This is a genomic window from Cellulophaga sp. RHA19 (assembly GCF_002813425.1).
Classification (GTDB): Bacteria; Bacteroidota; Bacteroidia; order Flavobacteriales; family Flavobacteriaceae; genus Cellulophaga.
The window spans coordinates 336,058-357,776 of sequence record NZ_PHUL01000001.1; the positions used below are offsets into that span (position 1 = coordinate 336,058).

At 33.0% G+C, this 21,719-nt stretch carries 20 protein-coding genes; 13 read left to right on the plus strand and 7 right to left on the minus strand.

The genetic code is table 11. The features are described from left to right. Window positions 1-32: 32 nt before the first annotated feature. The gene (locus tag AX016_RS01470) at window positions 33-761 is read right to left on the minus strand and encodes a copper homeostasis protein CutC (protein WP_100893911.1); all 729 of its coding nucleotides are present in this window, start codon (window positions 759-761) and stop codon (window positions 33-35) included. Window positions 762-802: 41 nt separating this feature from the next. Between AX016_RS01470 and AX016_RS01475 the strand changes: the two genes are divergently transcribed. Then, window positions 803-1,795 carry an isoaspartyl peptidase/L-asparaginase family protein gene (locus AX016_RS01475; protein WP_100893912.1) on the plus strand — a complete coding sequence of 331 codons (993 nt, stop codon included), beginning with the start codon at window positions 803-805 and terminating at the stop codon, window positions 1,793-1,795. Between the two features lie 47 nt (window positions 1,796-1,842). Further along, a complete protein-coding gene (polA, locus tag AX016_RS01480) occupies window positions 1,843-4,686 on the plus strand; it encodes a DNA polymerase I (protein ID WP_100893913.1) in 2,844 nt (947 codons plus the stop codon). A gap of 72 nt (window positions 4,687-4,758) precedes the next feature. Here polA and AX016_RS01485 read toward each other — a convergent pair whose 3' ends face one another. Together AX016_RS01485 and AX016_RS01490 are read right to left on the minus strand one after the other, a co-directional pair. Then, complete coding sequence (locus AX016_RS01485; RefSeq protein WP_100893914.1) at window positions 4,759-5,244, minus strand: lipocalin family protein; 486 nt, start codon at window positions 5,242-5,244, stop codon at window positions 4,759-4,761. 71 nt (window positions 5,245-5,315) lie between these two features. After that, entirely contained in the window at window positions 5,316-7,940 is a 2,625-nt protein-coding gene (locus AX016_RS01490) for a DUF5916 domain-containing protein (protein ID WP_100893915.1), read from the minus strand. 241 nt (window positions 7,941-8,181) lie between these two features. Between AX016_RS01490 and rplM the strand changes: the two genes are divergently transcribed. The 11 genes from rplM (at window position 8,182) to AX016_RS01545 (ending at window position 19,360) form a co-directional block, all read left to right on the plus strand. Then, the gene (gene rplM / locus AX016_RS01495) at window positions 8,182-8,634 is read left to right on the plus strand and encodes a 50S ribosomal protein L13 (protein ID WP_100893916.1); all 453 of its coding nucleotides are present in this window, start codon (window positions 8,182-8,184) and stop codon (window positions 8,632-8,634) included. Next, window positions 8,634-9,020 carry a 30S ribosomal protein S9 gene (rpsI, locus tag AX016_RS01500; protein ID WP_100893917.1) on the plus strand — a complete coding sequence of 129 codons (387 nt, stop codon included), beginning with the start codon at window positions 8,634-8,636 and terminating at the stop codon, window positions 9,018-9,020. Before rplM ends, rpsI begins: the two co-directional genes overlap by 1 nt. Before the next feature lie 254 nt (window positions 9,021-9,274). Continuing rightward, entirely contained in the window at window positions 9,275-10,306 is a 1,032-nt protein-coding gene (gene rpsB / locus AX016_RS01505) for a 30S ribosomal protein S2 (protein ID WP_100893918.1), read from the plus strand. Window positions 10,307-10,402: 96 nt separating this feature from the next. Further along, window positions 10,403-11,368: a translation elongation factor Ts gene (gene tsf, locus AX016_RS01510; protein ID WP_100893919.1), complete on the plus strand. Its 966-nt coding sequence runs from the start codon at window positions 10,403-10,405 to the stop codon at window positions 11,366-11,368. A gap of 172 nt (window positions 11,369-11,540) precedes the next feature. After that, window positions 11,541-12,248, plus strand: a complete 708-nt coding sequence (pyrH, locus tag AX016_RS01515; protein ID WP_100893920.1) for a UMP kinase — start codon at window positions 11,541-11,543, stop codon at window positions 12,246-12,248. Between the two features lie 41 nt (window positions 12,249-12,289). Then, window positions 12,290-12,847: a ribosome recycling factor gene (gene frr, locus AX016_RS01520; protein ID WP_100893921.1), complete on the plus strand. Its 558-nt coding sequence runs from the start codon at window positions 12,290-12,292 to the stop codon at window positions 12,845-12,847. Window positions 12,848-12,858: 11 nt separating this feature from the next. Further along, window positions 12,859-13,257, plus strand: a complete 399-nt coding sequence (locus AX016_RS01525) for a hypothetical protein (RefSeq protein WP_100893922.1) — start codon at window positions 12,859-12,861, stop codon at window positions 13,255-13,257. Between the two features lie 89 nt (window positions 13,258-13,346). Then, window positions 13,347-15,764 carry an efflux RND transporter permease subunit gene (locus tag AX016_RS01530; RefSeq protein ID WP_100893923.1) on the plus strand — a complete coding sequence of 806 codons (2,418 nt, stop codon included), beginning with the start codon at window positions 13,347-13,349 and terminating at the stop codon, window positions 15,762-15,764. A 68-nt stretch (window positions 15,765-15,832) separates the two neighbouring features. Next, a complete protein-coding gene (gene asnS / locus AX016_RS01535; protein WP_100893924.1) occupies window positions 15,833-17,266 on the plus strand; it encodes an asparagine--tRNA ligase in 1,434 nt (477 codons plus the stop codon). Between the two features lie 37 nt (window positions 17,267-17,303). Continuing rightward, window positions 17,304-18,755, plus strand: coding sequence for an RNA polymerase factor sigma-54 (gene rpoN, locus AX016_RS01540; RefSeq protein WP_100893925.1), 1,452 nt, complete (start codon window positions 17,304-17,306; stop codon window positions 18,753-18,755). A gap of 122 nt (window positions 18,756-18,877) precedes the next feature. Next, window positions 18,878-19,360: a hypothetical protein gene (locus tag AX016_RS01545; RefSeq protein ID WP_232732582.1), complete on the plus strand. Its 483-nt coding sequence runs from the start codon at window positions 18,878-18,880 to the stop codon at window positions 19,358-19,360. Here AX016_RS01545 and AX016_RS01550 read toward each other — a convergent pair. The 4 genes from AX016_RS01550 to AX016_RS01565 all read right to left on the minus strand — a co-directional run bounded on the left by AX016_RS01550 (window position 19,355) and on the right by AX016_RS01565 (window position 21,703). Beyond that, the gene (locus tag AX016_RS01550; RefSeq protein WP_100893927.1) at window positions 19,355-20,029 is read right to left on the minus strand and encodes a porin family protein; all 675 of its coding nucleotides are present in this window, start codon (window positions 20,027-20,029) and stop codon (window positions 19,355-19,357) included. The genes AX016_RS01545 and AX016_RS01550 overlap by 6 nt on opposite strands. Window positions 20,030-20,114: 85 nt before the next feature. Next, on the minus strand, window positions 20,115-20,597 hold the full coding sequence (locus tag AX016_RS01555) for an ExbD/TolR family protein (protein WP_100893928.1): 483 nt from the start codon (window positions 20,595-20,597) through the stop codon (window positions 20,115-20,117). A 17-nt stretch (window positions 20,598-20,614) separates the two neighbouring features. Further along, window positions 20,615-21,241 carry an ExbD/TolR family protein gene (locus AX016_RS01560; RefSeq protein WP_100893929.1) on the minus strand — a complete coding sequence of 209 codons (627 nt, stop codon included), beginning with the start codon at window positions 21,239-21,241 and terminating at the stop codon, window positions 20,615-20,617. A 12-nt stretch (window positions 21,242-21,253) separates the two neighbouring features. Continuing rightward, the gene (locus tag AX016_RS01565; protein ID WP_100893930.1) at window positions 21,254-21,703 is read right to left on the minus strand and encodes a hypothetical protein; all 450 of its coding nucleotides are present in this window, start codon (window positions 21,701-21,703) and stop codon (window positions 21,254-21,256) included. Window positions 21,704-21,719 lie beyond the last annotated feature (16 nt).

Sequence of the window (21,719 nt, forward strand, 5' to 3'; positions counted from 1 at the left end):
AAGGTATTTGTTTAACAAGGAGAAATATCTATTTAAGACTTATTTAACAATGCAACTACCTGCTGTATATTAGCCACACTAGATATTGGCACTTGGTTTTCAACCAAAAAAGAACTAGAATTCATAGACAAAGGCACATCACCATCTAAAGTTTTATTAAAAGCAGCACCAGACATATGCAATGCTTTAAACCCTTCTTTTTTAAAATTGATAACATTATCTGCTCTTAATCCGCCTCCAGGCATTACCACACAGGTTGATGACTTTTTATTTAATTTAGAAAGTAAAGAAATACCCAGTAGAGCCGAAACTTTCTGCCCAGACGACAACACATAATTAACCCCCATACTTTGCAATGTTAAAAATACTTCTTCTGGATTTTTAAGCCAATCAAAAGCCCTATGAAAAGTGAATTGCAATTTTTTTGCTTCATCTATTAACAACTGAGTTCTTTCCTTATCTAAAGTGAAATTTTTATGCAACACGCCAGAAACAACACCTGCACAACCAAGCTCTACACATAAAGCAATATCTTGTTTCATTACTTCAAATTCAGAATCTGAATATGTAAAGTCTCCGCTTCTAGGCCTAATCAATACGTGCACGGGTATATTCACAGCATTTAGCACAGCTTTAACAAGACCATAAGAAGGAGTTACACCACCAACACCAAGCTCCATACACAACTCTATTCTAGTAGCACCAGCTTTTTCTGCGTTTAAGGCAGATTCCAATGAATTTGCACACACTTCTAAAATCATAATCATTATATTTAAAGCCTAAAATTAGTCAACCTACTATTATGAAACGAAGAAAGTTTTTAAAAAATTCATCTTTAAGTACAGCCGGCATCATCTCTGCTCCATTATTAGCATCTTGTGATAACAAAAAAACAATTGCTCCCGATTTAAAAGTAGAGACAATTAAACCAATTGCTATTTGTACTTGGAATTTTAAAAATGCCAATGATAAAGCTTGGGAAGTTTTAGCTAAAGGTGGAAACTCTTTAGATGCTGTTGAACAAGGTGTAATGGTTGAAGAAGCAGATGCTAACAATAATACAGTAGGCTTAGGTGGTAGACCAGACCGTGACGGAAATGTTACATTAGACGCATGTATTATGGACAAAGATGGCAACTGCGGATCTGTAGTTTATTTACAAAATATTGTACACCCAGTTTCTGTAGCACGTAAGGTTATGGAAGAAACACCACATATAATTTTAGCTGGCAAGGGTGCAGAACAGTTTGCTTACGAACAAGGATTTAAAAAAGAAAACTTACTTACAGAAAAATCTAAAAACGATTGGTTAGAGTGGAAAAAGACATCTAAATACGAAACCATTATTAATATAGAAAACCATGATACTATTGGTATGCTAGCTATGGATGAAAAAGGAGATATATCTGGCGCTTGCACCACTAGCGGTATGGCTTATAAGGTTGGTGGACGTATTGGAGATTCTCCAATAATTGGAGCTGGTTTATTTGTGGACAATGAAGTTGGCGGCGCAACCGCTACAGGTGTTGGTGAAGAAGTAATTAAAACAGTTGGTAGTTTTTTAATTGTAGAATTAATGCGACAAGGGAAATCACCACAAGAAGCTTGCGAAGAAGGCGTAAAAAGAATTATGACTAAAAATAAAGACCGTGAAGATTTCCAGATTGGCTTTTTAGCAATGAACAAAAAAGGAGAAACAGGTGGCTATTGTGTTCATCCTGGTTTTACCTATCGCAAAACAACCAAAGAGAGCAACACTAACGAACACGTAAATTCTTTTTACAAGAAAGACTAAATACAAAACAACAATTAGTAGTTTTGACACTTAATTAAGATTATAAGATGGCAGATCAAAAAAGACTTTTTTTACTAGATGCATACGCACTTATTTTTAGAGGATATTATGCGTTTATAAAAAACCCAAGAATAAACTCTAAAGGACTAGACACGTCAGCAATACTAGGTTTCACCAATTCACTATTAGATGTTATAAAAAGAGAAAGGCCAGACCATTTAGCAGTTTGTTTTGATCGTGGCGGAAGTGTAGATCGTGTAGAAATGTTTGAAGCCTATAAAGCCAACCGTGATGCCACACCTGAAGCTATAAAATTAGCCATACCATACATAGAGAATATCTTAAAGGCAATGCACATACCTGTAATTGTTAAAGAAGGTTTTGAAGCCGATGACATTATAGGAACATTAGCTAAAAAAGCAGAAAAAGAAAACTATAAAGTTTTTATGGTTACACCAGATAAAGATTTTGCTCAGTTAGTATCTGAAAATATTTTTATGTACAGACCAATGTTTGGTGGTGGTTATGAAACTTGGGGAATACCAGAAGTATTAAACAAATATGAAATTGAAAGACCTGAGCAAGTTATAGATTATTTAGGTATGATGGGAGATGCCGTGGATAACATTCCCGGACTGCCTGGTGTTGGAGATAAAACCGCAAAAAAATTCCTTGCCGCTTACGGTAGTATGGAAAATCTTTTAGAAAATACGCACGAGCTAAAAGGTAAAATGAAGGAAAAAATAGAAGCCAACAAAGAACTTGGCTTACTTTCTAAAAAATTAGCTCGCATAATGTTAGATGTTCCCGTAGAGTTTAATGAAAAAGAATATGAATTAGACCAACCAGATTTACCAAAGGTTACGGCTATTTTTGAAGAGTTAGAATTTAGAAGACTTGCTGACAACCTTATAAAAACATTTGCTACAGAAACAACTACCGCAGCCACAAGTAGCAATAATGATAAATCTACAAAAACAACAACCAAAACAGCTGCTGCCGGAGCTGGTCAGTTTTCATTATTTGGCGGTGGCGATTCCGCTTCTGCTACGCAAGTACAGCAAGAGTTATCTAGCAGAAAAACAAGCAAAGACATTCCGCACATATACCAAAGTGTAGCACCTGGAATGGCTATGAAATTGTTTTTACAGAACTTAATGAAACAAACATCTGTCTGTTTTTATACAGAAACAACAGGACTAAATCCGCTTACAGCAGAGTTAGTAGGAATTGCTTTTTCTTGGGAAGCCAGCAAAGGCTATTACATTCCTTTTCCTGAAGCAAGGGAAGAAGCACAAGAACTCATAGAGCAATTACGTCCGTTTTTTGAAGATGAAAACATTGAAAAAGTAGGTCAGAATTTAAAGTACGACATTAAAGTATTGCGCAAATACAACCTTATTATAAAAGGAACATATTTTGACACCATGCTAGCTCACTATCTAATAAATCCTGATATGAGACATAATATGGATGTGTTAGCCGAAACATACTTAAACTACACTCCTATTTCCATAACAGAATTAATTGGTAAAAAAGGTAAAAACCAGTTATCTATGCGCCAGGTTCCTGTAGAAAAACAAACAGAGTATGCGGTTGAAGATGCAGATATTACTTACCAACTAGCAAGCCACTTTAGACCAGAACTTAAAGACGCAAAAACAGAAGATTTATTTAACAGCATAGAAATTCCACTATTAAGCGTTTTAGCAGATATGGAGCTAGAAGGTATTAACCTAGATGTTGACTTTTTAAATTCTCTCTCTAATGAGTTAAACATAGATATTAAAAACCTAGAAACTAGTATTTATGAAGCTGCAGGCGAAGAATTTAATATAGCATCACCAAAACAATTAGGAGAAATACTTTTTGGAAAACTAAAACTTGTAGATAAACCCAAAAAAACAAAAACAGGTCAGTATTCTACAGCAGAAGATGTACTCTCTTATCTTGCACAAGATCATGATATCATTAAAAACATACTAGAATACAGAGGTTTAGCCAAGTTAAAAAGCACCTATATTGATGCTTTACCAGAACAAGTAGAAGAAAGCACCGGCCGTGTACACACAGACTACATGCAAACTGTTGCCGCTACAGGAAGACTAAGTAGCAACAACCCCAACTTGCAAAACATACCTATACGTACAGAGCGCGGAAGACAAGTACGTAAAGCTTTTGTACCAAGAGATGAGAATTACACACTATTAGCAGCAGATTACTCACAAATAGAGCTACGTATAATTGCTGCTTTAAGTGATGAAACAACAATGATTGAAGCATTTAAAAACGGAGAAGACATTCACGCCTCTACAGCTTCAAAAGTATTTAACGTTTCTTTAGAAGAGGTTACTAGAGAGCAACGTAGTAATGCAAAAACAGTAAACTTTGGAATTATATATGGTGTATCTGCATTTGGATTAAGCAACCAAACAGACTTAAGCAGAGGAGAGTCCAAAGAACTGATAGACGCTTACTACGAGACATACCCAAAACTTAAAAAGTACATGAGTGAACTGGTAGACTTTGCAAGAGACAATGGTTATGTACAAACAGTTTTAGGAAGACGTAGATACCTAAAAGATATAAACTCCAGAAACGCTGTTGTGCGTGGAGCAGCAGAACGTAACGCCGTTAACGCACCAATACAAGGTAGCGCAGCAGATATTATTAAAATTGCAATGATTAACATACACAAGAAACTTACTCAAGGTAATTTTAAAACCAAAATGCTTTTACAAGTACACGATGAACTTGTTTTTGACGCTCACAAAACAGAATTAGAAGAAGTAAGAACACTTATTAAAACAGAAATGGAAAATGCATACTCGCTTGCGGTTCCTTTAGACGTAGAAATAGGAACAGGAGATAATTGGCTAGTTGCTCATTAATTAAAATACAATAAAACAAAAAGGACATTAGATTTTTCTAATGTCCTTTTTTATTTTTTAAATAGAATGGTTTTAGTTTTTTGTAAAAACAACATCTAAACCTTCATAATTACCTTCATCAATATCTTCCCCTGCAATAATTAGCGTATTACCATTTAAGTCAACCGTAATAACAGTTTTTCCTCCTGTAGGATCTGTAATTGTTAATTGGTCGCCATCTAAATCCCAAGCACCAACTAAAGTATCTGTTTCTTCAGGACAATCAACTTCTATGCCCGCTCCATTAGATTCAATTACAAAATAATTTAATTTATCCTTACCAACAAATGTATCATCAGCATTAAAAGTATATGTAATTATTTTACAACCTTGATCTATAAGATTCTTTGCTATTTCTTGAGGTAAACTCACCTCAGAGGATTCTTCCCTTGTAACATCAGAAATCACCCAAGTACCCACCAAGCTGTTCTCTGAAAAAATTTCTTTATCACTATCCGTAGAACAAGAACTTCCAAACATACATACAGCAGCCATTACTATAAAACTCTTTTTTATCATCTTTTTAGTCGATTAGTTTTCTTTTTAAAAACGCAAAATAACACATAATAGTATATCTACCAGTTTTTTACTTAAAGTATAAATCTATAAGTGGCCTTAAGTAAAATTGTATTATCCTTTTTACGATCTAAAATCTGCCTATTTAAACTTCTACCTAAAGCATCATCAGGATTAACATTACCCGTAAGTCCTTGAGACCAAACTAAAAATATTTCAGAACCTGGTATATACTCCCAGCGCAACACTAAATTAGACCTAAATTGTACAAATGAAAAATCTGGATCTCCAAATTCATAATCTGTATTAGAATCTACATCTTCATCAATTAAATAAACACCATTATTTTCCGTTATTTGATTTTCATTAAACAGTGTTACTCTATTATCAATACTACCAGCAACGGGATTATTAACATAATTAAAATTAGAATATCTACCTCTAGAAATGAAAGGCTGACCATAATATTGTAAACTTAAATTAGGATTTAAGTTATAATTTAAACGTATAGAACTACTAAATGTGTTCTGATCTATTTCTCCTAAAATATACCTAGTTTCATCACTTGTTTCTCGCTTAGTTATGTATTGTGTTTTACTATTTTCTGTAGAAAACTCATTATCCATAGACAAACTAAAAGCATCTATCGGCTGGTATGTAAACCTAAACACATACCTATTATATTTAAATGTATCCTCTGCACCTTTATTACCAACATAACCAACAGTAGCATAAAATTTCCTTCTATTATCTGAACCTGCAAACAACGCAAAACCACCCTGTTCTGCAAAACGCCATCTTGGACCACCACGCAAGTTTGCATTGCTATAAAAAACAGGATCATAAGTAGCCTCTACCTCTGTCCACCAATTATTTTTATAACTTATATTACCATTAAACTGGTATGACATTCTATTATAATTGCCATCAAAATCAAACGTAGAGTACTGTCCTAATTGCAAACGTATGTTTCTGTAAAAATCTGTAGGTTTTAAAAACAAACGCTGCACTTCTGCAAACTGTGTAATCTTATCTGCCTGTCGTAAAAAGCCTATATCATTTAATTCTAATTCCGGAGAATACCAAAGTACACCGCCCTCATATCTCCAATCTCCACCGCCAGCTTTACCAAACTCCAGTTTACCACCTGTACCCGACAAAGAAGTTCTTGAATCGTCAAATTTTACATGACCAGCATCTACTCTGTTAAATAAATGCGCAATAGATTTTTGTGTTTGCGCAATAGCTTCTTTAGAACCATTAACAGAACTAGCTACAAAATTACCTTCTATATAATACTCTCTGTTTTTCCAATTATGCTTAAAATCTACGCCAGCAGAAACTGCAGACTTGCGTAAGAAATCTAAATTATCTTCTAGTCTTCTATTTGTTGATGTGAAAATTGCACCAACATATGAATTTCTATTATTAAAATCTTTTTGAGCTCTAGCAACTAAATAATTTGTAAGCGGCTCAACAAGCTCATCTCTTTTTTCTCCATTAGCATCTATCTCTGCATACATTTTACCTGTAACACTTTCTAAAAGCCCTAATGACCAACCGCTTTTAGTTTTACCCGAAAACTTAGCAGCCCCTAAAATTGTAGTGTTTTTTGGCACATCTACAAACTCACCATCCTCTAAAGCAGGTCTGCCGTGTGGATTACGACCAATACGCCTACTGTAAAATAAGTTATCTTGACCACTACCAAACTCATAATCAAAAATATTCTTATTCTCTATAAAAAATGGACGCTGTTCTTTAAAAAAGATCTGAAAACCATCTAAAGCTATTGCCCCCGGATCTGCTTCAACTTGACCAAAATCTGGATTTACTGTTAAATCTAACGTAAGATCATTTGTAATACCAATTTTAGCATCTAAACCTCCATTTAATTTATAGTCAGAGCCATCTCTATAAGGGTTACCAACCTCTTTTGGATAACTATCATATTGGTTTACTACAAAAGGCTGAATCTCTAATTGTTTTTGTGGCTTAATATTTAACAAACCTCTAAGCTCACCAAACTCACTCACATACCCAGAAGATTCTAACGGAATACGTTGCCAAATAGACCTTTCTTCAGCTCTAAAAATTCTACGTTTAACTTGCAAACCCCATACTTGTTCTGCTGCATCTCCAAACTTTAACTGACTAAAAGGTATTTTTAATTCTGCTGTCCACCCCTCTTCATCAATTTTAGAGCTGCCGTACCAAATAGGATTCCAACTACTATCCCAACTACTTCCGTTTTCAGATATAAACTCATCACCTTTAACACCTGCAACCGTAAACGTAAAAGAAAAAGCGGTTCTTTTATCATTATAACTATCTATATTTACTTCTACCCAATCTCCCTGAAAACCATCTCTCCTTGATAAACGTTTTTCAATCTTATCCAAATCAGCATCATAACATTTAAAGGCTATGTAAAGGAATTTGTCATCATACACAATTTTAAATTTAGTGGGCTGTGTAGGAGATGTATTTTCATCTGGCCTCCATTCTACAAAATCTCCTTGCCACTCGGAGTTATTCCAAGCATCATCTGTTAAATGACCATCAATTACAGGCGATTTTTTATTTTCTACACTATTTGTAGTGTACACCCTCTTTGGAACTTGTATATTTGCACTTTCTTGAGAAAAAAGCGCAGTAGTTAAAAATACTAGAGCACTTGTTATGTTAAATTTAAACATTAGTGGTTTTGGTTATTTTTTAAAAGAAGTTGTAAAAATAAGACTCCTGTTACAGATTTATAATTAAAAATGACAAATTTTTGTTAAAATCAAAAAAATTAAAGCTTCGCAAATCAAGAAAACAATAGCATTTAGAAAAAACAATAAAAATAAACGGAAATAAGCATTTGTATTTCAAGTAAATAATTGTACATTTGCACCCCGTTTATCGGGATTAAGTAAATAATAAAAATATATTAGTGTGGATACATTAAGCTACAAGACAATTTCAGCCAATAAAGCAACCGTTTCTAAGGAGTGGTTATTGGTTGATGCTGAAGGAGAAACGTTGGGTCGTCTTGCTTCTAAGGTTGCAAAAATCTTAAGAGGAAAGAACAAACCTAATTTTACACCACATGTGGACTGTGGGGATAACGTAATTGTTATCAATGCAGAGAAAGTTACTCTTAGCGGTAACAAATGGCAAACTAAGACTTATATTAGACACACAGGTTACCCTGGTGGACAAAGGTCTCAGACAGCTATTGAAATGTTGGAGAAAAACCCAGCACGTGTAGTGGAAAAATCAATAAAAGGTATGTTGCCAAAAAATAGATTGGGCGCTGAGCTTTTTCGTAACTTAAAAGTTTACGTAGGTTCTGAGCACAACCAAGAGGCACAAAAACCAAAAGCAATAAACTTAAAGGACTTATAATGGAGGTAATTCATAAGATAGGCAGACGTAAAACTGCTGTTGCACGTGTATATGTTTCTGAAGGAAAAGGTAACATTACAATCAACAAAAAAGATTTAAATGAATATTTCCCTACTGCTACTTTACAGTACAAAGTGAAACAACCATTTGCTTTAACTAGCAATGAAGAAAACTTTGACGTAAAAGTAAATGTTTACGGAGGAGGTATCACTGGACAAGCAGAAGCTATTAGACTAGCTCTTTCTAGAGCAATGTGTGAGGTTGATGCTGAAAACAGATTAGTATTAAAACCAGAAGGTCTTTTAACTAGAGATCCAAGAATGGTAGAGCGTAAGAAATTCGGTCAGAAGAAAGCCCGTAAGAAATTTCAATTCTCTAAGCGTTAAGAATATATTCCGGAACTTTGTTCCGGTTTTTTTACATCAGATTTTATCTGATATTTTATACCGTTGGAACATCACCAACAAAACAAGTTCATTGAGAAGTCTTTAGAAAAAATCTAAAGCATAAATTAAAACAAGTTGTCGTTGTTATTTATCACCATATAAATAACACTAGTTTAGCATCTAAATGTTAAAGACTGCATACGCACTACTTTAGCATTGCTAAGTAAAACGGAACGTAAACTATTACAAAAAAAATGGCAAACAAAATTGAAGTAAAAGACTTATTAGAAGCAGGTGTACACTTTGGACACCTTACAAGAAAGTGGAACCCGAATATGGCACCATACATTTATATGGAGCGTAACGGAATACACGTTATTAACTTATACAAAACTGCTGCAAAAATTGATGAAGCTAATGAAGCTTTAAAAAAGATAGCAGCATCAGGTAGAAAAATACTTTTCGTAGCTACCAAAAAACAAGCAAAAGACATCGTTGCAGACAAAGCAGGGAAAGCAAATATGCCTTACATCACAGAAAGATGGCCAGGTGGTATGCTAACTAACTTTGTAACTATTCGTAAAGCTGTTAAAAAAATGGCTTCTATTGATAGAATGAAAAAAGATGGTACTTTTTTAACTTTATCTAAAAAAGAACGTTTACAAGTAGATCGTTTAAGAGCTAAATTAGAGAAAAACTTAGGTTCTATCTCTGATATGACACGTTTACCAGGAGCTTTATTTATTGTAGATACAATGAGAGAGCACATTGCAGTTAAGGAAGCTTTAAAATTAAACATTCCTATTTTTGCAATGGTAGATACAAACTCTGATCCAAGACCAATAGATTACATTATCCCATCTAACGATGATGCATCTAAATCTATTGAAGCTGTATTAACACATGTTTCTGACGCAATTATTGAAGGTTTAGCAGATCGTAAGTCTGATAAGCAAGCTGAAAAAGAAGGTAAAGAAGCTGCTGCTCCAAAAGCAAAAGCTGCACCAGCTCCAAAAGCTGAGGCTACAACTTCTGCAGATGACTTAACTAAAGTAGAAGGAATTGGACCTAAAATAGCTGAAATTTTCCAAAACGAAGGAATTAAAACTTATGCAGATTTAGCTGCAAAATCTGTTGAAGATTTAAGCGCTATCTTAACTGCTGCTGGTTCTAGTTTTGCATCTAAAAATCCTGGTTCTTGGCCAAAGCAAGCTAAAATGGCTGCAGATGGCAAATGGGATGAGTTAAAAGTATGGCAAGACAATACTAAAGGTGGTATAGAGTAATCTAAACAACCTTTTATATAAATAAAACAAAATATTAATTTAACATCGTTCTAAAAAAATAATATTTATTTAGAGCAATATTAAAACATAAATAAGATGGCAAAAATTACAGCTGCAGAAGTAAATAAACTAAGAAAAGCTACTGGCGCAGGAATGATGGACTGCAAAAAAGCATTAGTTGAAGCTGAAGGTGATTTTGACAAAGCAATTGACGTATTACGTAAAAAAGGTCAAAAAGTAGCAGAAAAAAGAGCAGATCGTGACTCTAGCGAAGGTGCTGCTGTTGCTAAAGTTAACGCAGAAGCTAACAAAGGTGTTGCAATTGTATTAGGTTGTGAAACTGACTTTGTAGGTAAAAACGATAACTTTTTAGCTCTTGCAAACCAATTAGGAGAATTAGCATTAAACTACAACTCTAAAGAAGAGTTTTTAGCTGCTGATTTTGGAGGGATGACTGTTGCTGAAAAATTAGTTGAACAAACTGGTGTTATTGGTGAAAAATTAGAAATTAACGCTTTTGAGACTGTAGAGGCTCCTTACGTTGGTTCTTACGTTCACATTAACAAACTTGCTGCTGTTGTTGGTTTTTCTGCAAAAGTAGAAAACATAGAAACTCTAGGTAAAGACGTTGCTATGCAGATTGCATCTATGGGTGCAACTACATTATCTTACAAAGATTTTGATCCTGCATATGTAGCATCAGAAACTGAAGCAAGAATTGCTGTTATTGAAAAAGATAATATTGAGTTAGGTCGTTTAGGAAAAACTCTTAAAAACGTACCTCAGTATATTTCTATGGCTCAATTAACTCCAGAAGTTATGGCTACTGCAGAAGAAGATGCTAAAGCACAACTTAAAGCAGAAGGTAAGCCAGAGCAAATTTGGGATAAAATTTTACCAGGTAAAATGGAAAGATTTGTATCTGATAACACTACTCTAGATCAAGAGCAATGTTTATTAGACCAAAACTTTATTAAAGATGAAAAAATTAGCGTAGCATCTTACGTTTCTTCTTACGGCGATGTTGCTGTAACATCTTTTAAAAGAGTTGCTCTTGGATAATAAGACACAAAACTTTTAAAGTTATAAGTAAAGCCGTTTTCTATTTTTAGAAAACGGCTTTTTTATTTAAATAAACGGATACTAATACAACAAAATATTAGAATTAAATATAAGACATACTTTACCGTTCATTTTTTTCATTATTTTTGCTAACCATAAACAACACCAGAAAATGCAATACAAAAGAATACTTTTAAAACTAAGTGGAGAAGCCTTAATGGGTTCTAGACAATACGGAATAGACCCAATTAGACTTGCGGAATATGCTAAAGAAATAAAAGAGGTAACAGACAAAGGTATTCAAGTAGCAATAGTTATTGGTGGCGGTAACATTTTTAGAGGTGTTGCAGGAGCAAGTAACGGTATGGACCGTGTACAAGGTGACCATATGGGTATGCTAGCCACTGTAATTAATGGCTTAGCACTACAAAGTGCTTTAGAAGACGCTGGTGTACAAACAAGATTACAAACTGCCATTAAAATAAATGAAGTAGCTGAGCCTTTTATTAGAAGAAAAGCTATGAGACATTTAGAAAAAGGACGTGTAGTAATTTTTGGCGGAGGAACAGGTAACCCGTACTTTACTACAGATTCTGCCGCAGTATTACGAGCAATAGAAATTGAAGCAGACGTAATATTAAAAGGTACAAGAGTAGACGGTATTTACACATCTGACCCTGAAAAAGACAAAAACGCAACTAAGTTTGACAAAATATCTTTTCAGGATGTACTAAATAAAGGTTTAAAAGTAATGGACACAACAGCCTTTACTTTGAGTCAGGAAAACGAGTTACCAATTGTTGTTTTTGATATGAATACAAAAGGTAATTTATTAAAATTACTATCAGGAGAAAATATAGGAACAGAAGTAAATCTATAAGTGGTACAGTTAATGCTGAACCAAGATTAAATATTAACATGATGAACGAAGAAATTAATTTTATATTAGACAGTACTAAAGAGAGTATGAATGGCACAATAGACCATTTAGAAAAAGCATTTATTAAAATTAGAGCTGGTAAAGCTAGTCCTGTTATGCTATCTAGCGTAATGGTAGACTACTATGGCTCTTCCACTCCTCTTTCTCAAGTAGCTAATGTAAACACTCCAGATGCAAGAACAATATCTGTTCAGCCTTGGGAAAAAAATATGCTTCACGAAATAGAAAAAGCCATAATGAACTCTAATCTTGGTTTTAACCCTATGAACAATGGTGATTTTGTTATTATTAACGTACCGCCACTAACAGAGGAAAGAAGAAAAGATTTAGCAAAACAAGCAAAAGGCGAAGCGGATGATGCCAAAGTTGGTATTAGAAACGCTAGACAAGAAGCCAATAAAGAAATAAAAGCTCTTGAAAATGCATCTGAAGACTTAAAAAAGAATGCTGAAGCAGATGTACAAGAACTTACGAATGAATTCACAAAAAAAATAGATTCATTATTGGTGACTAAAGAAGCCGAAATAATGAAGGTTTAATTTATTTTTTAATGAAAATTAACTACAGAGAAGATTTAAACAAAGTTGAAATTATTGACAATATAAAAAGTCAAAAAAGTAACGGCAAAGTCTTCTCTGTACTTATTATACTAAGCTCCAGTTTAAATATTATTAACAACCAGAGCAACTTACTCTTCTACCTCTCCATAGCCCTCTTAATTGCATCAATAAGTTATGCAATTTATATGTTTACAAAAAAATCTTATAAAGAAACATATAACCTAAGCGAGATTGCACAACTCAAAACAATTAAAATATTTAGCATAACCTATTACAGGTTTCAACTAAGCAACAAAAAACACAGAGACCTAGAAGTTTCTAAACAAAGTACCACTGTCGCAGAACTTATAGATTTCTGCAAACAACACAAAATCAAAATAGAAGATTAAGTTTTATTTACTATTAACACGTATTTAAAGCCCATTTCTTGGGAACACTAATAATACTTCTTTACCTTTGCGCACCTTAATTACATATAATGGTTGCAAAGATTACGCAAGGTTTTTGGGCAAAAACTGCTCGGATAATTCTAAGAAATAGAATTCTCATTATACTACTAATAATAGCTTTTACCGTTTTTCTAGGTTTTCAATGGAAAAACATGAAGTTTTCTAACTCAGAAGCTAATTTATTACCAGATCATCATCCGGTTAATATTAAATATCAGTCGTTTTTAAAGTTATTTGGCGAAGAAGGTAATGTTATTGCTATTGCTGCAAAAGACAGTACACTTTATACTCCTGAAAAATTTAACAGATGGAATAAGCTTAGCAAACAGCTTGATGCTTTTCCGGAGGTTGATTTTGTTTTATCTACAGACAACCTTAAAGAGCTTGTAAAAACCGAAGACGGACAAAAATTTATACTTCAAAACTTTATAAAGTCTAAACCAAGAACCACCAAAGAAATAGATAGTCTAAAACAGCATTTATTTAACAATATGCCGTTTTACGAAAACCTACTTTACAATAAAGAAACAGGCACTATTAGAACTTTAGTGTATTTAGATAAAGACATTGTAAATACATCTGTACGTAAAGATTTTATACTTAAGGACTTTAAACACCTTACAGATACATTTGAAAAAGAAACAGAAATGAATTTGCATATATCTGGAATGCCATATATACGTACAATGAATTCTAAAAATATTATTGACGAAATAAACAAGTTTATACTTGCTGCACTTGGCGTAACGTCTTTAATATTCTTTTTCTTTTTTAGAAGTTTTAGAGCTACGTTTATATCTATGTGTGTAGTAATTATTGGTGTAATGTGGGCCTTTGGCATTTTAGGCCTTTTACAGTATGAAATTACTGTACTTACAGCTCTAATACCACCATTAATAATTGTAATAGGGATACCAAATTGTATCTTTTTAATAAACAAATACCAACAAGAAGTTAAAAAACACGGAAACAAAGCACTGTCTTTACAGCGTGTAATTTCTAAAATTGGTAATGCTACGTTAATGACTAACATTACAACAGCATCTGGTTTTGCCACTTTTATTATTACAGACAGTCAGCTACTTAAAGAGTTTGGTATTGTAGCATCAATAAACATTATTGGCATTTTTATTTTATCATTATTAATTATACCAATTGTTTACAGCTTTTTACCAATGCCAAAAGACAAACATTTAAAACACTTAAACACAAAGTGGATTGATACTTTTGTTAGCTGGATGGAAAACATTGTTAGAAACAAAAGAATATCTGTTTATATTGTTTCTATTCTACTATTAACAATTAGCATCATTGGAATTTATCAAATAGATATTTCTGGAAGCCCTATTGAAGATATGCCAAAAAAGGCTGAGTTTTTTAAAGACATACGGTTTTTTGAAAAAGAATTTAAAGGCATAATGCCTGTTGAAGTTGTAATAGACACCAAAAGAAAAAATGGAGTCTTAAAACCCGCTACTTTAAAAAGAATGGATAAATTTGGTGAAGTAATTGAAGAAATTCCAGAGCTTTCTCACCCAATATCTGTAGTTAATCTTGTGAAATATTCTAAACAAGCATTTTACAACGGAATTCCTAAATACTATCAATTACCAACCACACAAGAGAATAATTTTATTATGGATGTGGCTCGTAATTCTCAAAGCAATGGTAATTTACTAGAAAGTTTTGTAGATTCTACAGGACAAACCGCACGTATTACAACATTTATGAGAGATGTAGATACAGAGCGCATGCAGGATATAGAGAGTAGACTGCAAGAGAATTTAGACAAAATATTTCCAAAAGAAAGATACAACACATTTTTAACAGGTAAGGCTCTTTTATTTTTAAAAGGAACAAAGTACCTAGTTAACAATTTAGTACTTTCTCTAGCACTAGCCATTGCACTTATAGCCCTTTTTATGGCTTATTTGTTTAGGTCTTTTAGAATGATTATTATATCACTAATACCAAACCTACTACCGCTAATTATTACCGCAGGTGTAATGGGCTTTGTAGGCGTACCAATAAAACCATCTACAATTTTAGTATTTAGTATTGCTTTTGGTATTTCTGTAGATGATACAATTCACTTTTTAGCTAAGTACAGACAAGAACTAGTGGTTAACAAATGGGCAATTAAAAAATCTGTTTATGCCGCATTAAGAGAAACAGGAGTTAGTATGTTTTACACCTCTATTGTTCTATTTTTTGGCTTTTCAGTCTTTGTAATTTCTAACTTTGGAGGTACAGTTGCATTAGGCGCATTAGTATCTGCAACGTTATTATTTGCTATGTTAGCAAACTTAATATTACTACCGTCACTACTACTCTCTTTAGAACGTAGTATTGCAAATAAAGAAGTTCTAAAAAAACCACAAATAGATATTTTACCTAAAGACGAGGTTAAAATCAAGAAAAAAAATCAAATCAATAATCAAAACTAATTTGAGTATTTTAAAGACGATTTAAAAAAAGTTATCTTTATCACTTAAAATAAGAAGTATATTTTATAATGAACACAAACAGCATTAAGGATTTATTGTCCGGAAAACATCTTTTACAAGAAGTAACCGTTAGCGGTTGGGTAAAAACATTTAGAAGCAACAGATTTGTTGCCTTAAATGATGGTTCTACTATACAAAACATTCAATGTGTTGTAGATTTTGAAAAATTAGACGAAAGCTTACTAAAACAAGTATCTACTGGCGCTGCTATTAAAGTAAAAGGTACACTTGTAGAAAGTCAAGGAAAAGGACAGTCTGTAGAAATACAAGTTTCTACCTTAGAAATTCACGGTGGTGCTGACCCAGAGACTTATCCAATTCAGCCTAAAAAACACACTTTAGAATTTTTAAGAGAAAAAGCACATTTACGTGTAAGAACAAACACTTTTTCTGCAGTTATGCGTATGCGCTCTGCATTATCTTTTGCTGTACACCAATACTTTCAGCAAAATGGATTTTACCACGTGCACACACCAATTATAACTGGTTCTGATGCAGAAGGAGCTGGAGAAATATTTAAAGTATCTACTTTAGATAGCAAAAACCCACCTTTAAATGAAGATGGTACCGTAAACTACAGCGAAGATTTTTTTGGTAAAGAAACCAACCTTACCGTATCTGGCCAATTAGAAGCAGAAACTTATGCAATGGGTCTTGGTAAAGTATATACATTTGGACCAACATTTAGAGCAGAAAACTCTAACACATCTAGACATTTAGCAGAGTTTTGGATGATAGAACCTGAAATGGCTTTTTATGATTTAGATGCCAATATGGACCTAGCAGAAGATTTCATAAAAAGCGTATTATCTTATGTATTAGAAAATTGCAAAGACGATTTAGAGTTTTTAGAAAAACGTTTATTAGACGAAGAAAAATCTAAACCTGCAGCAGAACGTAGTGATATGCCTTTAATTGAAAAATTAAAATTTATCACAGAAAATAACTTCAAAAGAGTAACTTACACAGAGGCTATAGATATTTTAAGAAACTGCAAACCAAACAAAAAGAAGAAGTTTAAATACTTAATTAATGAATGGGGTGCAGATTTACAAAGTGAACACGAACGTTTTCTAGTTGAAAAGCATTTTAAATGTCCGGTTATATTGTTTGATTATCCTGCAAAAATAAAAGCATTTTATATGCGTTTAAATGAAGACGGAAAAACAGTAAGAGCAATGGACATTCTTTTCCCTGGCATTGGAGAAATAGTTGGTGGCTCACAAAGAGAAGAACGTTTAGATGTTCTTTTAGAAAAAATGAAAGCATTAGATATAGACGAAAAAGAATTATGGTGGTACACAGACCTACGTAAATATGGTAGTGCTGTACACAGTGGTTTTGGTCTTGGTTTTGAACGTCTAGTACTTTTTGCTACCGGAATGGGTAACATTAGAGATGTAATTCCTTTTCCAAGAACACCTCAAAATGCTGAATTTTAATAATTAACAAACAAAATCATAAAAAGAATTAACATTAATGCTTAAACAACACCTACAATTTAAGTTATCTCAAAAGTTGTCTCCACAACAGATTCAACTTATGAAGTTAATTCAACTTCCTACTCAAGCTTTTGAACAACGTTTAAAACAAGAGTTAGAAGAAAATCCTGCTTTAGAAACCGGTAAAGATGAAGCCGATTCTATAGAGGATGAATATGATGATTTGTACGATAATGATACTGAAAAAATTGAAGCTGAAGATATTAATATAGATGAATATCTTTCTGATGATGAAGTACCAGATTACCGTACACAAGCAAATAATTACAGTGCAGATGATGATGAAAAGAGTATTCCTTATGCAGCAGGAACCTCTTTTCATCAATATTTAATGACCCAGTTAAATACGGTTTACTTAGACGATAAAGATTGGTCTATAGCCGAGTTTTTAATTGGAAGTGTAGATGAAAGCGGATACATACGTAGGCCAATTACAGACATTATGGATGACCTGGCTTTTACACAAAATGTATTTGCCGAAGAAAAAGACATAATAAAGGTTTTAAATTTAGTACAAGAATTAGACCCTCCTGGAGTTGCTGCAAGATCTTTAGAAGAATGTTTAATTATTCAATTATCTAGAAAGGAACAAACACCAGAGATAGAATTAGCTATTCAGATTTTACAAAAGTCTTTTGATCAGTTCACAAAAAAACATTACAAAAAACTAATACAAAAGCACAACATTACTGAAGAAGAACTAAAAGGTGCTATTTCAGAAATTGAAAAACTAAACCCAAAACCGGGCGGATCGTATGCTGGCAACACAAGAGCTATTGAGCATATTGTACCAGATTTTTCTATAAAAATTGCTGAAGGAGAACTAGAACTTACTTTAAACGGAAGAAATGCTCCTGAGTTGCACGTATCTAGACAGTATAACAATATGCTAGAAGGATATAAAAACTCAAAAACAAAATCTAAATCTCAAAAAGACACTGTTTTCTTCATCAAACAAAAGTTAGATGCAGCAAAATGGTTTATAGACGCTATAAAACAAAGACAACAAACACTCTTTGTAACTATGAGTGCTATCATGAACTACCAAGAAGAATATTTTTTAACTGGTGATGAGCGCAAACTTAGACCAATGATATTAAAAGATATTGCAGATACTATTGGTATGGACGTATCTACAGTCTCTAGAGTAGCAAACAGTAAGTATGTAGACACACCATACGGAACCAAATTGATAAAAGAATACTTTTCTGAATCAATGAAAAACGAACAAGGTGAAGATGTATCTACTAAAGAGATTAAAAAAATACTAGAAAATGTTATTGGCGAAGAAGAAAAAAGAAAGCCTTTAACAGATGACAAACTTGCTGCTATACTAAAAGAAAAAGGATATCCTATTGCACGCCGTACAGTTGCAAAGTACAGGGAGCAATTAAACATACCTGTAGCAAGGTTAAGAAAACAAATTTAATGAAGGGATTTTACAAGATTATATCCTCTATTTTCCACCCTTTATTTATTCCCATAATTGGTTGTATTTGCTATTTTAAAATAACACCACAGTATTATACTCAAAATCATTTTTTAGGTAACATGTTACCTATTCTAATTTTAACTGTTATTGTACCTGTAGTGTGCTATATTATACTTAGGAGCATAGGTATAATCACATCCTACAGTTTACCAACCATAAAAGAACGCAAATACCCTTTATATATTAGCTTAGGATTATTACTACTTGTTGTTTATAAAGTTATACCTAACAATTACAGCGCAGAACTTTTCTTTTTCTTTCTAGGTATGCTTGCTGCTATATTTAGCTCTCTATTGTTACTTTTTATTCGTTTTAAGAGCAGTTTACACGCCGCAGGAATGGGAAGCTTACTTATGTTTTTAATAAGCCTTAGCGTGCATTTTGAAATAAATATTATTTATGCAATTGCTATTACTATTTTATGCACAGGTTTAGTATCTACAGCTAAACTCTATTTAAAAACAAATACTACTTTAGAAATAATTGTTGGTTTTGTAATTGGATTAACCTCACAGTTAATCACTATTAAATATTGGCTATAATATATAAAAGTTAAAACCTATTCGTATTGGCTTCATATTTAATTGCTCATCACCAACATAAGCATTATCCAACAAGCTATTCAACCCGTAATAAACGTGTATATTCCACGTATTATACCCAATGTTAAACTGTAGTCCATATCTAAAGTTAGATACATCTGTGTTTTTAAATACGTCTTTTAAATCATCAGAAACAAATTTAGACTTAGCGCTAAAAACATAACCCAATTTTGCACCTGCATAAATTCTAAAAAACTTATATTTAGTAGGTGTAGATCTTCGCCAACGAAACTCTATAGGCATTTCTATCAAATGAGTTTCTATTTTACTACGCGTATAATCAAAATCATCATCAACAAGAACATAACTAATAGTATTATCCTGTTTAGAAGCAACTAAATTAGAATAGTAATTATTTACTGCATAGCCCAAACCTAACCCAAAGCCAACTGTTCTATTTTTATTAATAGGTAAATCCTTAATAAAGCCAAGTTGTAAACCATATGGTAAGTTGCGTTGATCTAAATTAGCTGGCTTATCTGCAAAAGTGTTATAAGTAACACCTACATAGAACTGATCCTCTAAATAAAGACTATCTACTTCTTTATTTTGCGCATATACAGAACTACCTAGCAAAACAAAAAATAATAAAAAACTTAAACAACGCATAGCAAATAATAAAAGTTAATGTATAAAAAAACGCTTCAAATAGTTTTACCTATTTGAAGCGCATATAATAGTTTAACTATCTAAATTATTGTAAATTTTTAAAAGCATCACCTTCATAAGTGGTGTAATTTACTTTTAAAGCATTTACTTTTCTCAACTCTTCTTTAATATCCATAACAATACCCATATTGGCATTCTTATCTATTTTTAAAGCAGTTGTTATAGAACTTTGAACCTCTTGAGGCTTCTTAGCTATTTCTTCTAAAACGTAATCTCCTACTTCAGAAACATTAGCAAACTTATCGTTTAACTGTATCTTAGGCTCTTTACCAAAAGCACTTTGATATTTTTCTGTAGGTTGACCAACAAAAATATAAACTACCCTGTCTTTCTTTTCTAGCTTTTTGATTTCAGAAGCGTTTGGCAACTCGTTTGCTACCATTGGCTCGCTATCTTTCATCACTGTAACCGTCATAAAGAAAAACAAAAGCATAAATACAATATCCGGAAGAGAAGCCGTAGAAACTGGAGGTAATTCTCCGTCTTTTTTCTTTTTAAATTTTGACATATTCCTTTGTATTAATATTAATTTGTTGTCGTTTCAGCTTCAGATAATTTCTGAGGATAAAGATCTTGAATCTTTTTGATTCTAACCTTTAACTTTTCTTTAGTCTCATCTGGAGTTTCTTGGTTTGAGTATGCCGCTTCCATTTCTGTAAAAGACATATTGTAACCAAGTTTTTTAGCTGCTCTGTTACGTAAAGCGTTATACGCTGCAACTAGTTCATTCTGCACTGTAATGTAAACAGAATACTTAGTCTCACGATCGTTCTTTAACGATATAACCGCTTTAAACGGGTTGTCAGAAGACTCTGTGCTTCTTGCTCCTTCACAGTAATCACAGTAATCAGGATCTCCTTTTACTGCTCCACCGTTATCTAAAAAAGCAATTGCCGCATCTTTTAAATCCTTAAGATCCATAAGATCCTCTTCTACTAGCAACTGACCATCTTTACCAATTTGTACAGTAAAAATATTCTTTTGCTTTAGTACTATTTGCTCATCAGTAGGCGGCTCTTTAGGAGGCAACATACGATCTAAACCTGCATCTGTTTCTATAGTAGTAGTTACTAAGAAAAAGATAAGGAGTAAGAAAGCAATGTCTGCCATAGAACCGGCATTTACTTCTGGTGCTCCACCTCTTCTTGCCATAATTATTATTTTTTATTTACCAATTAGTTTTTTTACACTTGGTACAATCATTAGAACAACAGCTATCACTGCTAAAATTAAGAAAGTATAAATACCTGTTCCAATGTTTTTAACTGTACTAGTTGTAGCATTCATATCTGTTAAAAACTGAGGATCTAGATCGTCTCCGTTTGAAATAAAATACGAAATAATTACTACAAGTGCAAAACCAACTAAAGCAAATAAAGCTTTTTTAAGGTTTTCTGGAGTAGAAAACAAGTTCTTTAGTGTATAAACCAATGCTACAACTACTGCTACACCTAATAAAAGGTAAGTAATCATAAACATCATATTCATTGCACTACTGTTTGCTGCCTCAGCTGCTACCTCAGGAATAGTAAAATCCCCTGATGGTAAAAAATACCATAGCACAGCTGATATAACGCCTATTACAATTAAGGCTATTTTTATTATTTTTTGCATAATGCTTTTGTATTAA

Coding starts and splice junctions, on each gene's coding strand:
- AX016_RS01470 (WP_100893911.1), bottom strand. CDS start 761: ATGATTTTAGAAGTGTGTGCAAATTCATTGGAATCTGCCTTAAACGCA.
- AX016_RS01475 (WP_100893912.1), top strand. CDS start 803: ATGAAACGAAGAAAGTTTTTAAAAAATTCATCTTTAAGTACAGCCGGC.
- polA (WP_100893913.1), top strand. CDS start 1,843: ATGGCAGATCAAAAAAGACTTTTTTTACTAGATGCATACGCACTTATT.
- AX016_RS01485 (WP_100893914.1), bottom strand. CDS start 5,244: ATGATAAAAAAGAGTTTTATAGTAATGGCTGCTGTATGTATGTTTGGA.
- AX016_RS01490 (WP_100893915.1), bottom strand. CDS start 7,940: ATGTTTAAATTTAACATAACAAGTGCTCTAGTATTTTTAACTACTGCG.
- rpsI (WP_100893917.1), top strand. CDS start 8,634: ATGGAGGTAATTCATAAGATAGGCAGACGTAAAACTGCTGTTGCACGT.
- rpsB (WP_100893918.1), top strand. CDS start 9,275: ATGGCAAACAAAATTGAAGTAAAAGACTTATTAGAAGCAGGTGTACAC.
- tsf (WP_100893919.1), top strand. CDS start 10,403: ATGGCAAAAATTACAGCTGCAGAAGTAAATAAACTAAGAAAAGCTACT.
- pyrH (WP_100893920.1), top strand. CDS start 11,541: ATGCAATACAAAAGAATACTTTTAAAACTAAGTGGAGAAGCCTTAATG.
- frr (WP_100893921.1), top strand. CDS start 12,290: ATGAACGAAGAAATTAATTTTATATTAGACAGTACTAAAGAGAGTATG.
- AX016_RS01525 (WP_100893922.1), top strand. CDS start 12,859: ATGAAAATTAACTACAGAGAAGATTTAAACAAAGTTGAAATTATTGAC.
- AX016_RS01530 (WP_100893923.1), top strand. CDS start 13,347: ATGGTTGCAAAGATTACGCAAGGTTTTTGGGCAAAAACTGCTCGGATA.
- asnS (WP_100893924.1), top strand. CDS start 15,833: ATGAACACAAACAGCATTAAGGATTTATTGTCCGGAAAACATCTTTTA.
- rpoN (WP_100893925.1), top strand. CDS start 17,304: ATGCTTAAACAACACCTACAATTTAAGTTATCTCAAAAGTTGTCTCCA.
- AX016_RS01545 (WP_232732582.1), top strand. CDS start 18,878: ATGTTACCTATTCTAATTTTAACTGTTATTGTACCTGTAGTGTGCTAT.
- AX016_RS01550 (WP_100893927.1), bottom strand. CDS start 20,029: ATGCGTTGTTTAAGTTTTTTATTATTTTTTGTTTTGCTAGGTAGTTCT.
- AX016_RS01555 (WP_100893928.1), bottom strand. CDS start 20,597: ATGTCAAAATTTAAAAAGAAAAAAGACGGAGAATTACCTCCAGTTTCT.
- AX016_RS01560 (WP_100893929.1), bottom strand. CDS start 21,241: ATGGCAAGAAGAGGTGGAGCACCAGAAGTAAATGCCGGTTCTATGGCA.
- AX016_RS01565 (WP_100893930.1), bottom strand. CDS start 21,703: ATGCAAAAAATAATAAAAATAGCCTTAATTGTAATAGGCGTTATATCA.